The sequence below is a fragment of the Ruegeria sp. CL7 genome (assembly GCF_056536445.1).
In genome coordinates this window covers 53,385-67,609 of sequence record NZ_JBQFPQ010000004.1, presented here as the reverse complement: position 1 = coordinate 67,609, position 14,225 = coordinate 53,385, and the positions used below count along the sequence as shown (strand labels likewise).

The 14,225-nt window shown below is 61.0% G+C and carries 15 protein-coding genes; 7 read left to right on the top strand and 8 right to left on the bottom strand.

Going from position 1 to position 14,225, the window contains the following annotated elements; genetic code table 11:
- Nucleotides 1–49 precede the first annotated feature (49 nt).
- Nucleotides 50–1,012, top strand: coding sequence for a pirin family protein (locus ACR0LI_RS12285; RefSeq protein ID WP_480718591.1), 963 nt, complete (start codon nt 50–52; stop codon nt 1,010–1,012).
- A 79-nt stretch (nt 1,013–1,091) separates the two neighbouring features.
- The gene (locus ACR0LI_RS12280) at nt 1,092–2,066 is read left to right on the top strand and encodes a 2-dehydropantoate 2-reductase (protein ID WP_480491547.1); all 975 of its coding nucleotides are present in this window, start codon (nt 1,092–1,094) and stop codon (nt 2,064–2,066) included.
- Between the two features lie 9 nt (nt 2,067–2,075).
- Here the strand turns inward: ACR0LI_RS12280 and ACR0LI_RS12275 are convergent, their stop codons facing one another.
- The 3 genes from ACR0LI_RS12275 to hrpB all read right to left on the bottom strand — a co-directional run bounded on the left by ACR0LI_RS12275 (nt 2,076) and on the right by hrpB (nt 6,740).
- Nucleotides 2,076–3,551, bottom strand: a complete 1,476-nt coding sequence (locus ACR0LI_RS12275; protein WP_480718590.1) for an inorganic phosphate transporter — start codon at nt 3,549–3,551, stop codon at nt 2,076–2,078.
- Between the two features lie 89 nt (nt 3,552–3,640).
- A complete protein-coding gene (locus ACR0LI_RS12270; protein ID WP_171724395.1) occupies nt 3,641–4,099 on the bottom strand; it encodes an NUDIX hydrolase in 459 nt (152 codons plus the stop codon).
- Between the two features lie 166 nt (nt 4,100–4,265).
- The gene (gene hrpB, locus ACR0LI_RS12265) at nt 4,266–6,740 is read right to left on the bottom strand and encodes an ATP-dependent helicase HrpB (RefSeq protein ID WP_480718589.1); all 2,475 of its coding nucleotides are present in this window, start codon (nt 6,738–6,740) and stop codon (nt 4,266–4,268) included.
- 188 nt (nt 6,741–6,928) lie between these two features.
- Between hrpB and meaB the strand changes: the two genes are divergently transcribed.
- The 4 genes from meaB to ACR0LI_RS12245 all read left to right on the top strand — a co-directional run bounded on the left by meaB (nt 6,929) and on the right by ACR0LI_RS12245 (nt 9,646).
- Entirely contained in the window at nt 6,929–7,900 is a 972-nt protein-coding gene (gene meaB, locus ACR0LI_RS12260; protein WP_171232539.1) for a methylmalonyl Co-A mutase-associated GTPase MeaB, read from the top strand.
- 186 nt (nt 7,901–8,086) lie between these two features.
- Nucleotides 8,087–8,374: a 50S ribosomal protein L28 gene (rpmB, locus tag ACR0LI_RS12255; protein ID WP_050603240.1), complete on the top strand. Its 288-nt coding sequence runs from the start codon at nt 8,087–8,089 to the stop codon at nt 8,372–8,374.
- A gap of 407 nt (nt 8,375–8,781) precedes the next feature.
- Nucleotides 8,782–9,132: a hypothetical protein gene (locus tag ACR0LI_RS12250; protein WP_171638200.1), complete on the top strand. Its 351-nt coding sequence runs from the start codon at nt 8,782–8,784 to the stop codon at nt 9,130–9,132.
- 40 nt (nt 9,133–9,172) lie between these two features.
- A complete protein-coding gene (locus tag ACR0LI_RS12245; protein ID WP_209546981.1) occupies nt 9,173–9,646 on the top strand; it encodes a copper chaperone PCu(A)C in 474 nt (157 codons plus the stop codon).
- A gap of 92 nt (nt 9,647–9,738) precedes the next feature.
- On the opposite strand, the gene ACR0LI_RS12240 is transcribed toward ACR0LI_RS12245, so the two are convergent.
- Both ACR0LI_RS12240 and ACR0LI_RS12235 read right to left on the bottom strand, forming a co-directional pair.
- Entirely contained in the window at nt 9,739–10,347 is a 609-nt protein-coding gene (locus tag ACR0LI_RS12240; RefSeq protein ID WP_171638196.1) for an HdeD family acid-resistance protein, read from the bottom strand.
- Between the two features lie 61 nt (nt 10,348–10,408).
- Complete coding sequence (locus ACR0LI_RS12235) at nt 10,409–11,107, bottom strand: NAD-dependent deacylase (RefSeq protein WP_171638223.1); 699 nt, start codon at nt 11,105–11,107, stop codon at nt 10,409–10,411.
- Nucleotides 11,108–11,135: 28 nt separating this feature from the next.
- On the opposite strand from ACR0LI_RS12235, the gene ACR0LI_RS12230 reads away from it, so the two are divergent.
- Entirely contained in the window at nt 11,136–11,579 is a 444-nt protein-coding gene (locus ACR0LI_RS12230) for a low molecular weight protein-tyrosine-phosphatase (RefSeq protein WP_480718588.1), read from the top strand.
- On the opposite strand, the gene ACR0LI_RS12225 is transcribed toward ACR0LI_RS12230, so the two are convergent.
- The 3 genes from ACR0LI_RS12225 to ACR0LI_RS12215 form a co-directional block, all read right to left on the bottom strand.
- A complete protein-coding gene (locus ACR0LI_RS12225; protein WP_171205681.1) occupies nt 11,576–12,529 on the bottom strand; it encodes a LysR family transcriptional regulator in 954 nt (317 codons plus the stop codon). The two genes, ACR0LI_RS12230 and ACR0LI_RS12225, sit on opposite strands and share 4 nt — an antisense overlap.
- 65 nt (nt 12,530–12,594) lie before the next feature.
- The gene (locus tag ACR0LI_RS12220) at nt 12,595–12,903 is read right to left on the bottom strand and encodes a hypothetical protein (RefSeq protein WP_171229650.1); all 309 of its coding nucleotides are present in this window, start codon (nt 12,901–12,903) and stop codon (nt 12,595–12,597) included.
- 173 nt (nt 12,904–13,076) lie between these two features.
- On the bottom strand, nt 13,077–14,198 hold the full coding sequence (locus ACR0LI_RS12215; RefSeq protein WP_480718587.1) for a hypothetical protein: 1,122 nt from the start codon (nt 14,196–14,198) through the stop codon (nt 13,077–13,079).
- Between the last annotated feature and the right edge of the window lie 27 nt (nt 14,199–14,225).

Genomic DNA, 14,225 nt, shown 5'->3' with positions numbered 1-14,225 from the left:
CTGAGTGAACGCGGGTGGCCTGACCATCCGCAACGAAGGGAGAGCTGAAATGAGTTGGAACCCGACACACAATCCGGAGTGCATTTCGGAGAATCCGGCGCTGGACACATTAATCATCCCGCGTGCCCGTGACCTGGGAGGGTTCGAGGTGCGCCGCGCGCTGCCTTCGGTAAAACGACAGTTGGTAGGCCCTTTCATATTTTTCGATCAAATGGGGCCGGCTGAATTCATCACCGAAGGCGGCATCGACGTGCGCCCCCACCCCCATATCGGACTGGGCACGGTTACCTATCTGTACCAGGGCGAATTCGAGCACCGTGACAGCCTTGGCACACATCAGATGATCTATCCCGGCGAGGTCAACTGGATGGTTGCAGGGCGTGGTGTCACCCATTCCGAGCGCACCAGTGACGAAACACGCGGCAGGGAACACAGCCTGTTCGGCATTCAGACCTGGATTGCTTTGCCCGAAGCGCATGAGGATATGGCCCCAGATTTCGAACATCACAAACAGGCCGCGTTGCCGCATATTCAGGATGCAGGCGTCAGCGCCCGGTTGATCCTGGGTTCGGCTTATGGTGAAACCAGCCCGGTCACGATGCTGTCCGAAACCTTCTATCTCGACGTGCAATTGGAACCCGGCGCGTCTTTCCCTCTGCCTGACGACCACGAAGATCGCGGTGTCTATGTTACGCAAGGTTCGGTCGAAATCGCGGGCGACAGGTTTGACGAGGGCCGCATGATGGTGTTCCGGCCCGGGGACAAGCTGTCTGTCAAGGCCGGTGCATTGGGCGCACGGCTGATGCTGCTGGGCGGAGCGACCCTGAATGAAGACCGCTACATCTGGTGGAATTTCGTTTCGTCTTCGAAGGAAAAAATCGAAACCGCAACCCGTGAGTGGAAAAGCGCCGATTGGGCCAATGGTGCATTTCAACTGCCTCCGGGCGACGATCAGGAATTTATCCCTATTTCCAAAGAGCTTGAGCGCACCAAACCCCGGCTGGCCCGCTAGCGCGTGACGTCGGGGGCAAGCGGGCTTGTGTCACAGGACGTTTGCGGTGATCCTTTTCGGGTGTACCGGAGGGGGTATCATGAATCTTGTCCTTGCAGGCGCGGGCAGCATTGGCTGTTACTGTGGTGCTTTGCTGGCCCATGCGGGCCACGCTGTAACCCTGCTGGGTCGCGCCCATGTGCTGGACCCGATCCGAGAGCACGGGCTGAAGGTCACTGACTTTGATGGCCTTGACGTCACGATTCCGACCGGGGGCCTGACGCTCAGCGAAGATCCGGCCTGTCTGGATCAGGCCGAACTGGTCATCGTCACCGTCAAATCGGGTGCAACCGCAGACATGGCCGAGCAAATTGAGCGCTTTACGCGGCAGGATGCTCCGATCCTGTCCTGGCAAAACGGTATCGAAGCTGCCGCAACATTGCGTGAGGCCTTGCCGGGGCGCGATGTGCGTGCGGGTATGGTTCCGTTCAACGTGGTGCCAAACGGCCCTGCCACCTATCATCGGGCCACGTCCGGAGAGATCGTCATCCAAAGCGGCACCGGTGATCTGGCTGCGCAGCTGAGCAGCGCAGACCTTCCCGTAAAGTCCAGCGACCAGATCGAAGCCGTGCAATGGGGCAAGCTGGTGATCAACCTGAACAATGCGCTTAATGCCTTGTCGGGCCTCACGTTGGTGGATCAGCTGATGAACCGCGACTGGCGCAATCTCATGGCGGATCAGATGTCCGAGGCGCTGACCGTCCTCAAGGCGGCGGGTCATCCCGTGGCCTCGACCACACCGCTTCCGGCATGGATGACCCCGCATATTCTGCGGCTGCCGACACCGCTGTTCACCCGCATCGCGGCCCGGATGCTGACAATCGACCCCAGCGCGCGAACGTCCATGGCCTATGACCTCATGGCCGAGCGGCAAACGGAAATTGACAGCCTGCAAGGTCACATCATCCGGATGGGTCACGAAACCGGAGTGCCAACACCCATCTGCACGCAGGTGTCAGACCTGATCAAGCATGCACCCGATCACCCGTTGTCGCCGGAACAGATCAGGCTCTGACGGTCTCCCTCAGGCGAACGCGGTCAACACCCAGTAAATGACGGCCGACATGGTTGCGGCGGCGGGCACAGTGACTACCCACGCGGCCACGATGGTCATGAAATGCGACCGCCGTACCAGCTTGCGACGGCGGTATTCTTCCGGGGCAAGGTGATGTTCTGTGCGGTGACGCTTTCCCTGTTTGCGCCGGCGCTCGGAATCCCACTCTCGGTAGAAGCCGACGCCAAAGACTGCACCAACGGCGATATGGGTCGAACTGACCGGCAGGCCAAGCCAGCTGGCCAGAATTACGGTGATCGCCGCCGACAGGGCGACGCAAAAGGCGCGTATCGGGTTCAGCTTGGTGATCTGGCGGCCCACCATCCGGATCAGCCTGGGGCCGAACAGAAACAGACCGAAGGAAATCCCGAACGCTCCGATGATCATCACCCAAAGCGGGATTGGAACTTTCGCGGCGAACTCTCCGAACTCGACCGCGTGGACAATCGCAGCCAGCGGACCGACCGCATTGGCCACGTCATTTGCACCATGGGCAAAGCTCAGGAACGTGGCCGAGATCACAAGCGGCAGGCCGAACAGCGTCTTCAGCGACCGGGTTCGGTTCTCCATCCCTTCGGATCTGCGCTTGACCCACGGGACGGTCACGGACCAGGTCAGCAGCCCCACGCCCAACCCGATCAACAGGGCCATTTCCGGATCGATATGCACGATCCGTTGCAGGCCTTTGACGGACAGATAGGTGGCAAAGGCCCCCGCCATCACCGCCAAAAGGACAGGTACCCATTTGCGCGCGGCGGCGATCTTGTCGTCCTGATTCTGGATTTTCGACTTGATCAGCGCCAGAAAAGCCGCGGCAACCGCACCCCCGAGCATCGGCGAAATCACCCAGCTGGCTGCAATTGCACTCATCGTGCCCCAGTTCACCGCGCTCAGGCCCGCTGCTGCAATGCCCGCACCCATCACCCCGCCCACGACTGAATGCGTTGTGGACACAGGGGCGCCAATCCAGGTCGCCAGGTTGACCCACATGGCCGAAGATATCAGCGCTGCCATCATGGCCCAGATGAACACCTCGCTGTTTTGCACCGAGGCGGGATCGACAATCCCCTTCGAGATGGTCGAGACCACGTCACCCCCCGCAAGCAACGCACCTGCGCTTTCGGCGATGGCGGCAATCACGATGGCACCGCCCATGGTCAGCACATTCGCGCCGACCGCTGGCCCCATGTTGTTGGCCACGTCATTGGCACCGACATTGATCGCCATATAGGCCCCGAACGCGGCCGCCGCGACCACGACATGGCTGCCATCCGCCCGACCGAACAGGACCGCCGCCGTCAGCCCGGCAAGCGCCATGAAGGCCAGTGCGACCCCCGGTGCCAGCAGGTGGCGCGCGACATGGATGTTGGCGGTTTCGACCCGCGAAATTCGGTGCAGGTCGCTGTCCAACGTTTGCCAGCGTGGTTTCGGATTCGTGTCACACATGAACTTGGTCAGATATTGTAGGATCGTGCGCCACTAACGGTATCCGGATGCTCAGGCAAGCTGGGTGCCATCGAAATGTTGCGAATTCCTTACAGTCTGCGCAACAAGGCCTGAAGCTCGGGCTCTTGCACCAGAGTGGCCGCTTCAACCGGCGAAAACCAGCTGCGCTCGCGCTGATCGGCCTCGGGAAAGTCATCCGCCAGCGCGCGCACCGAAATCCTGTAGACATTGGTCAATACCGGTTGCGCTGATCCGTTTTTGAGGATCTTGTCATAGGTGAATTGGCCGACGGGTTCATCGTGAACTGCATCCGCGCGCACTCCGGCCTCTTCCCAGGCCTCCTGAAGGGCTGTTTCCGCGCCACTCAAACCATCGATGGGCCAGCCTTTCGGGATGATCCAGCGTTTGGTGTCACGGCTGGTGATCAGCAGAACCTGATCGTGCCCGTCATAAACGCGGGTGCATAACGCCGCAAACTGCACCCGTCGGGGGCGCAGGAACAGCGGTCGCCCGACCTCTTCCCAGATATTTTGCAGCCATGCATTCATCAGTTTTTTGTCAGTCTACTCTATGCCTTCAAAGTTGATACGACTTAACAACGGAAATGGTGAGTTTCAATTAAACCTTCCAGTATTGGCCGGGTTTGGCCGATTCTTGAGGGTTTTCTGGGTTGTTTTGTGGATTTTGGGCAAGGCTCGGGCTTTGCTGACGGCTCTAGTCACGTCTGCGTTTTGCCCTCAGCGTGGGATCAGCCTGGGTCGGGTCTTCGGGCCAGGGGTGTTTGGGGTATTGCGCCCTCATGTCCTTGCGTACATCCGCGTAAGAGCCCGCCCAGAAACCGGGCAGGTCACGCGTTATCTGGATCGGGCGCTGCGCCGGTGACAGCAGAGTGATCTTCAAAGGCTGGCCGCCGATCGCCGGGTGTCGGGTCACGCCAAACACTTCCTGCAAACGGACCGAGATTTCCGGTACGGCCGCGCTGTAATCAATTGGCACCTTGCGCCCCAGCGGCGTTTCAAATGACCCCGGAGCGCGCCGGTCCAGTTCCTGCGTCTGCGCCCAGTCCAGCCGCGCGCGCAGGGCGGGCAAAAGATCGAATTTCTTCCAGTCTTCGGCGCTTTTGACCCCTGACAGCATGGGCAGCAACCAGTCTTCCATATCGGCCATCAGGCCTGCGACCGAAAAATCGGGCAGATCGACGCCATCGGCGCGCACCAGTTCGACACGGGCGGCCAGGCGCGCGGCGGCACCCTCCAGCCGCAGGCCCAGATCGCGTATCCCATCCAGCATCGCGCGGGCCACAGCGTCGTCCGGGACGTCCTTCCAGATGCGGTCGTCCAATGTGATCGCACCGAACCGCTCTTGCCGCCGCGACACGACGCGCCGCTCGCGTTTGGACCAGGCGCAGGTCTCGACCCAGCCGATCTGATCCGCGAACAGATCGCGGATGTCGCGTTCCGAAATCTGGGTGGCCATCCGGACCTTCGCCTCGCGCGGGTTGCCATCCGTGTCGATGACGACCAGAAACGGAGCGTTGGCCAGTGAATCCGCACTGTCCAGAACAACACCTTTCCCCCCTGACAGCACATAGCGCGGCGCGTCGCCCTTGCGCCGCTGCCCGATGCGGTCAGGATAGGCCAGCGCAGCCATGGCAGCGGGGCTCAGATCGGGCGAGTCGCCCTTGGCCTGTTTTCGCAGCCGTCTGGCCTCGGCATTGATCCGATCCACTGCGCCCATGTTGACCTGCCAGACCCTGTTGCGCTGAAAGGCCCGGGGGTCGCGCAGCGCCTCTTGCCGCAGGGTGATATCCACCGGCGCGCCGCGAAGGGGGTCACGCTCGGCCATCAAGGCCGCCAACGGGGCGGCGTTCGGACCGGCCCGCACAAGCATGTGCCCCAGCCGGGGATGCAAGGGCAGTGCCGCCAGGGCGCGCCCATGATCGGTAATCCGCCCATTGGTATCGAGTGCGCCCAGCATTGTCAGCAAAGCCCGCGCCTCGGCCATCGTCCCCTCGGGAGGTGGAGTCAGAAAGGCCAGATCGGCCGCGTCAGCGCCCCACAGGGACAGCTCCAGCGCCAGCCCGGTCAGATCCGCCGCTTCGATCTCGGCAGGCGGGTAGGCGGCCAGCGCACCGTCTTCCCCCTTCGACCAGAGCCGGTAACACACCCCTTCGGCCACCCGTCCGGCCCGGCCCGCGCGCTGTGTGGCCTCGGCCCGGGTCACCCGTTCGGTCACCAGCCGGGACATGCCCGATCCCGGATCGAACCGAGCCCGCCGGGCCTGTCCCATATCCACCACGACCTTGATGTCGGGGATCGTCAGCGAGGTTTCGGCAATCGACGTCGCCAGCACGACTTTGCGCCCTTGTTCCACCGGGGCAATCGCGGCACGCTGGGCCGCAAAGGGCATGGCTCCGAATAACGGGCGCACCACGCAACTGTCGGGCAACCGACCGTTCAAAAGGCTTTCAGCGCGTCGGATCTCACCCTCTCCCGGCAGGAAAACCAGAATTCCGCCGCCGGACTTCCGGGTCTCACGCTCGGCCTGCACCACCAGATCGATCAACGCATCCAACCGTCGCGCTTGCGGCCCCAATGGCCGATCCAGCCAGCGCGTCTCAACCGGAAAGCTGCGCCCGTCCGATGTGACCAGAGGGGCCGCCATCAACGCGCCGACCGGATCCGCATCCAGCGTGGCTGACATGGCCAGCAGGATCAGATCGTCCCGCAATGCGTCGGTCACTTCGAGGCACAAGGCCAGCCCCAGATCGGCGTTCAGAGACCGTTCGTGGAATTCATCGAAAATCACTGCGCCAATTCCCGGCAGATCCGGGTTGGATTGCAGCATCCGGGTCAGGATGCCTTCGGTCACCACCTCGATCCGGGTGTCTTTCGACACTTTCGCCTCGCCGCGCACACGGTATCCCACGGTCTGCCCTGGGCGCTCTCCCAGGGTCTCGGCCATCCGCTCGGCAGCGGCTCGGGCCGCCAGCCGCCGGGGCTCCAGCATCACGATCCTGCCTTCGCACAAACCCGCCTCGAGCATTGCCAGGGGAACCCGCGTGGTCTTGCCCGCCCCCGGTGGGGCCTGCAATACCGCGCGGCCCTGCGCGCACAATCTGTGCAGCAGTTCGGGAATGGCGTCGTCGATGGGCAGGCGTATCGTCATCCGGTTCTTATCCGCGATCATGCTGGTGTCGTCCAGTTCTCGCGCCGCGCACGTTCTGGTGACACCGGGGCGGCAGAATCAACCCTGAACGGCCAAGCAACGCACGAATTGACGCAGCTTTCGCTTTGATCGCATTTCCGGCGACCTGCGGTCTGGACAAACGCCCCCCGAGCGCGGCAACTATTCCTGCCTCTAGGATCGGGACAAGAATGCAGACAGACAGCCTCAGCGACAGGATTTTGAAGGGCGAGCGCCGGGCGCTGGCCCGCGCGATCACTCTGGTGGAAAGCAATCGCGCCGATCATCGTGCACAGGCCAGCGAGCTGTTGGCCCAGCTCGCAGGATCGGGGCGTCAGGCGCTCCGGATCGGTTTGTCGGGTACGCCCGGGGTGGGCAAGTCCACCTTCATCGAAAGCTTTGGCATGATGCTGACGGGGCAGGGGCTGCGTGTCGCGGTTCTGGCAGTCGATCCCAGCTCTGCCCGTTCGGGGGGCTCGATTCTGGGGGACAAAACCCGGATGGAACGCCTGAGCCGCGAGAAGAACGCCTTTATTCGCCCCTCCCCCAGCCAGAGCCATCTCGGCGGCGTTGCCCGACGGACCCGCGAGGCCATCGCCCTGTGCGAGGCCGCAGGCTATGACGTGGTGCTGATTGAAACCGTGGGCGTCGGGCAGTCTGAAACGGTGGTGTCCGAATTGTCGGACCTGTTCCTGTTGCTGTTGGCCCCGGCGGGTGGGGACGAATTGCAGGGTGTCAAACGTGGCATCATGGAGATGGCCGATATCATCCTGATCAACAAGGCGGATGGCGACCTTAAGGCCACGGCGACCCGGACATGCGCAGACTATGCCGGCGCGTTGCGATTGCTGCGCAAGCGCCCGCAGGATCCCGAAGGTTTCCCCAAGGCAATGACCGTTTCAGCGGTCGAAGAACAGGGGCTGGAGCAAGCCTGGGACGAGATGCAATCCCTGACCCGGTGGCGCCGCGACAACGGTATCTGGGAAGCCAACCGGGCCGCCCAGGCGCGATACTGGTTCGATCAGGAAGTCCGCCATGCCCTTCTGGCTCGGCTCGACACGCCGCAGGCCAAGGCTGAGATGGAACGCCTGAACGCTGAAGTCTCGGCCGGGCGTCTGAACCCGGCCCGCGCGGCCGAAGAACTGCTTGGCACGCTGAGCTGACGGGGTGAAAGGGGGCAAGGTTTCAAAGGCGGGCGCAAAATGAAAGAATTCGTTCGGTCCGTCTTGACGCTTCCTGCGATTCCCACTACACGCATCCAACCAGTTTTCGGGCGCGACTTCGGGTTGTGCCCCTTGTGATTTGGCCGAGGGCTTTGTGCCCGGCCTCCAGAAACAAAGGAAGAAACCATGTCGCGCCGTTGCGAACTGACCGGAAAAGGCCCGATGACTGGCAACAATGTCAGCCATGCCAAAAACAGAACTCGTCGTCGTTTCCTGCCGAACCTGAATGACGTTACCCTGCAGTCCGAGACCCTGGGCCGCGGCGTCAAGCTGCGCATCTCGGCAGCCGCCCTGCGTTCGGTTGACCACCGCGGTGGTCTGGACGCATTCCTGGCCAAAGCCAAGGATGAAGAACTGTCGGCGAACGCGCTGAAAGTGAAGAAGGAAATCGCCAAGGCGCAAGCCACGGCCTAAGCCTTTTCGCTTACGGGATTTCAGGCCCTGCACCTCTGAGGTGCGGGGCTTTTTTGTTTTGAGACGCCCGCTGCTGCCTTGCTTTGTTTTCAAATTCGAAATTATTTCTCGCCATTGGTGAATTGCTTCACATACGGAAAGCCGAATCTGACCTATCGTCACTGTCATTCATCAGGCGGGGGCCTCACTATGACGTTAAAAAGTTTCTACCTTTTCCTGTTTCTGGCCGCGGTTTTTCGCAAAGCAATTTCGGCTTGTACGCGGATGCAGCGCAGGGTGAATCGTTCCCACACCAGCTTCAATACAAGCAAGGTGAAACGACCGGGAATTGATTACTGAAACCAGCTTCAAGCGCGACCCTTTGGCGCTTGAAGCTACTTTGCTGACTGACCTATACCCGGGTCAGGATGAGACCTGCCATAACACGATTCCTGCCTTATGCTCTGTCCCTGCTTTTGGTTCTGACCGGGCAGGGCCTTGCGGTGTCCCGCGGCATGGACAGGGCCGTGGGTCAGATGGTGTTGTGCACAGGCACCGGTCCGGTCGTTGTCTATATGGACGAAGACGGACAGCCCACCGCGCCACCGCATTACTGCCCGGATTACGCGCTGTCCCTGATGGGCGCGGTCGCCATTGCCCAGCCGCCCATGCCTATGGCACCAGAGCAGGCGCAGTTAGCGCCGCTGCGACATCTGGTCAATCAAATCGCCTTGCCGGTCCCCGGCACCCCGGCGCGCGCGCCGCCTGTACGTGTTTGAAGACACTACTTTTTCAAACCTACAATACAGGAGAGGCACGATGTCCCTCAAAACTACTCTGTTTGCAACCCTGGCCGCCGTGACCCTGGCCATGCCCGCTGTTGCCGAAGGCACTATCAAAGTTGATGACGCCTTTGCCCGGTCGTCGGGAAAGACCGCCAAGGCAGGTGCCGCGTTCATGATGATCCAGAATCTGGGCGATGCGGACGACCGTCTGGTCGGCGTGACGTCGGATGCCGCTGCTCGGGTTGAACTGCACACGCACAAAGTCGACGACAATGGCGTGGCCAAGATGGTGCATGTCGAGGAAGGCTTTGCCATTCCGGCAGGCGAAACCCACATGCTGAAACGCGGCGGCGACCATGTGATGTTCATGGGGCTGACCGAACCGTTCGAGCAGGACGCCATGGTTCCGGTGACGCTGATCTTTGAAAAGGCTGGCGAGGTTGAGATCGAAATCCCGGTCGATCTGGAGCGTCAGGACATGGGTGGGCACGGATCTCATTCGAACTAGGGCAACGCCTGTCTTCGGGCCGCGCTGCGGCCGTCATTCATGCGTCAGGCCGGGCATTGCCCGGCCTGTTGTTCCTGCGGCCGCCGCTGGTGCTATTTGTTGACGTTTTTCATACCGACGCGGTCACCGGCCTGGCGGAATCGGGATGCCAGCCAGAACATGACCGCGGCGATGGCCAGTGCCGAAAAGGCGATGCCCCATCCCAGCGCAACAAGCGCGACCGCTGGCCAGATCATCAAAACAAGCCCGACCACAAGCGCGACAAAACCCGAGACGCGCATGGAGCCGCGTTGAGGGTCTCTCTCGTGCATTTGCCCGGATGCCGCCAGCGAACCGATCCCGATAATCAGCGCCCATGCGCCCATGAGGAAAAAGGCGAGTTTGACCGTCCCTTCCGGCCAGATCAGCAGGACAAGCCCGATCAGAAGCGCACCGATTGCAGCGCCGCCCATTACCCCGCGACGCCCAACGCCCAAAAGCGTCAGGCCACCATCGAGGATCAGCAGCACGCCAACCAGCCGCAGCAGCAACGCGATGCTGCCAGACGGCCAGAACAGTGCTGCAATACCGACAAGCCCGGCCAATACTCCGCGCAGCAGAAAGGTCCACCACAGGCTGGAAAGCTGCTCTCCCAGCATGTCGCGCCCGGCCATGCTGCCTTCATCCAGAATTTCACCGGTCCGGGGGTCCTGATCCGTCATGTCTTGTCCTCCAGTCGTTTCGGGGGCATTCTAACCGAATTAAGCGAGTGTTGTCTGTACTTTAACTATGCGGCGCAAGCAGGTGCCCGACCCATTGCGGAACTGTCTGGGTCGCTTTGCCGACAACTCTTTCATCAAACCCGGATGCGCCCGGCGACGGTTCCAGATTGATCTCGATCGTCCGAGCGCCCGCCGCTTGTGCCTCGTGCACGAACGCTGCCGCCGGATAAACCTGACCCGAGGTGCCAATGGCGGCAAAAAGCCACGCGCTGCTCAGGTGGTCATAAATCTCGTCCATGAAATAGGGCATTTCACCAAACCAGACCACATCGGGCCGGGCCGTGGGCCGCGCACAGGCGGGGCAGGATTCCCCAACCGCCATTTCGGGCGGGGCGGTCCAGCGATGGCCACAAGCTGAACACAGCGCGCCCGCCAAAGTTCCGTGCATGTGGATGACATCCTTTGCGCCGCCCGCCTCGTGCAGGCTGTCCACGTTCTGGGTTACGATCACGACGTCTCCGGGCCAGTCCCGTTGGAGCCGGGCCAGTGCTTCATGAGCGGCATTGGGTTGAACTTCGGAGGCCTGAACCCGCCGCGCATTGTAAAACCCTTGAACCAGTGCGGGATCGCGGGCGAATCCTTCCGGCGTGGCGACATCCTCGATGCGGTGCTGGGCCCACAATCCACCCTCATCGCGAAAGGTGCTCAACCCGCTCTCGGCTGATATTCCGGCCCCGGTCAGAATCACGATCTTTTCCATTTCTCCTCCGCGCGGTACAGCATAATGCATGTCACACGGTATCCTTTTTGTCTGCCTGGGCAATATCTGCCGCTCGCCTGCGGCAGAGGGCGTTTTTCGCGCCCGCGCGCCACATCACGTAACCGATAGTGCCGGAACCATGGGCTGGCATGCGGGAAAACCGCCCTATGGCCCAATGCAGGCAGCTGCGAAGGTCAGGGGAATCGATCTGGGCGACCTGCGCGCGCGTCAGTTCACCGCTGCCGATTTCGACCGCTTCGACCTGATCCTGGGCATGGACGCCAACAACATCGCGGATATCGAGAATCTGCGCCCCGCCGGCAGTGACACCCCGGTGCGCCTGCTGACCGATTTCGCCCCTGAGGCCGGCGCGGATCATGTGCCTGACCCCTATTACACACGGGATTTCGATGGCGCGCTGGACCTGATCGAGGCAGCGGTTGACGGCCTTGCTGCCCATCTGGACAGTTAACCGCCGATCACCCGCAGCGATCCGCTCAGCCAGGGCAGTTTGGCCAAAGCCGGGTCAACGATCTGGTTCTGCATCAGACGCCGTGTCATGCCCGCGACCTCCTGCGGCACCTGATCGGACCAGCCCGTTCGCGCCAGCAATGATATGCTGCGCGAGAAATCCCCGAACGGGGCAGGGTGGGCCTCCAGCCCGTCATGAAAACGCGCTGCGCGCATGAAGCCCAGCGGCGTCGTGATCGCCCAACCCAGACCCCGTGCAACCATGGCCATAAGCGCCATGTGCGAGCCGATCTCGAACCGTTCCTCGAACTCCTGCGCGCCGCGCGCCATATGCGCCTCGATCTGCCGGCTGATCAGCTGCTCGCGGGCATAGCGCAGATATGGCAGGCTGTTCTGCACAGCCTCCACTCCGCCCGCCCCCTGAGGCGCAACCAGAATGAACGGATCCCGGACCAGAGGGTACTCGACCACCCCTTCCAGCACTTCTCCGCTATGGGCGGTGACGGCCATATGCAGGCGTTGTTCGGCCAAGGCCTCGAACAGATCGAGGCTCGACAAGGTGATCAGTTTGAAATTCGATCGGGTCAGACTGTCCGCCAGCAGCGTGGCCAGCCGTGGGGTCAGGTCATTGTCGAAGTCGTCGATCAATCCGATGGAGAGCGTGGTCAGATGCCCCAGATCCATGACCGACAATTCGCTTTGTGCCATTTGCAGCTCGGCCAGAACCGCCTCGGCCCGCACCAGAAAACTGCGCCCGGCCTGCGTCAGGCGCATCGGTCGGCGCCCGTGATCGACCAGTTCGGTGCCCAAAGCCTTTTCCAGATTGCGCAACTGTTGGGAAACGGATGGCTGGCTGAGCCCCGTGATCTCGGCGGCCTGTGCCACCGATCCCGTCCGCGCCAAAGCCTCGAACACCTCAAGGCCCCGCAGGGTCAGCCCTTTCATCACCATAAGATACACCTTTCGCTGCGCCTTTCTGGGGCGCAGCGTGGATCAGGTCAAGGTTTCAGAGGGGCTTAGCTGCAGATCGCCTGCGCCATCTGGCCAAAGTTCTGATACCGGTCCCACAGCGCATCGTCGCGCGCGGTCTGCGACATCTTCAACTCCTGCGCCTGATGGGGGTCGGTGAACCATTTGGCCACGGTTTTCTGATCGCTGCGGGTAAGCGCCTGATCCGCCACGCGCTGGATGCAACTGCACCGATCCCGCGTCGCCGCCGACCGGTCCGACGCCAGACACGCCCGCTTGATCTGCGCCGCATCCGCAACCGGAGCCACCGCCGTCAGCGATGCCGCACAAAATGCGATTAAGAGGAACTGTTTCATACTCGAGCCTCGTTTTTGCCTGCCCGGAGGTGTCTTGCGCCCCTCTCGGTCTGCGGCGGAGTATGAATCAAATGGGCGCGCGGATCAATCATACGTTGCGAAAAAGTGATTGCACGAGCCGGAAACGATACAATCCCGCCACCCCCGTAGGCCGGGTTTCAGCCCGGCACCGGTCAGGACAGGAGCGGGAGCCACCTTTCAATGGCCTCGATCAACGCTTCAATTTTCTCCGGGTGTTTAGCTATGTAAGCGTCAACGATCGCTGTAGTGCCTTTGGTTGAGCCTGCAACGACCGCAGTGCCAACTCCTAAATTTGCCTTACCAACGCACCACTTGAGTAAGCCAAACAGTCCTGCTTTGAGTTTGCCCAGAATTGCTTCAATCCACTCACGAGCAGGGCTTTCCTCTTCCAATGCCGTCGAGAGGTCGTCGGTCGTTTCCCAGATCAAGGTTAACGCGTCGGACAACCGTTCATCTTCGATGCTCTTAGGAGGGTTGTTCCCTCCGATGCCGTGGCGTGCTGAGGTTCTAACCGTCAGGCTACCTTTGATGTCCGATAAGGCTTTCTCGACTTCCCACCTTGCCTGAATTTCCGCAATTTCTTCAGCAACAGCTTCCGGGCCTGCGTTCCAAATACTATTGCCAGTCAAAGCAACCCGCCGCTGAAGTTCCCAGTCCAACGGTTCACCCTTCAGCATTCCCTCGTACCATTCAGCCCAAAACTCCCATGGCGTCTCGGTGGCGTTTTCGGAAAACCGCTGCGACAAGCTGGCGTACGGCTCTGGTACTGCACCATGCCACAGTTCGGTGGCAAACACCTGCTCAGTTTCATCTGGTGTCGCGGCTAGCGCAATAGCATCGGCAGATAGCGCTTGGATAATTTCGGCACCGTAGGTGAATGCGTTGGCATTGAGATCTTGAATTGTTTCGGCAGGCGTGGCGCGCGTTGCATAGAAGGTTGCGGCGACGGCAGTAGCGACGTTGGATAAGGTCGGGTCGGTTAATGTACCGTACCCGTTTTCGGTATTGGCGGCGTCGAGGGTGCCTAGAGTACTAGAGGTGATCGAAGCTATTTCTGGGTAAAGCCCAGTACCAACGAGTCCAGAAACAATATTGGCTCTAAAGCAAGCTAGAAGAAATTGCGCCTGTTCGCGGCTGCTACTTTCTTGATCTGATAAAACAAAAGCATAGGGAAGAACTTGTAAGGCTGAACGCGTGGCAAATGCTTTCAGTGCCGTGTTTGAAAGCGAATTTAGCCAATCTTCAAACTCTTCTGGACGGGTTAAAATAACCATGTGCATTCCTGCTAATACAAGCGGTCC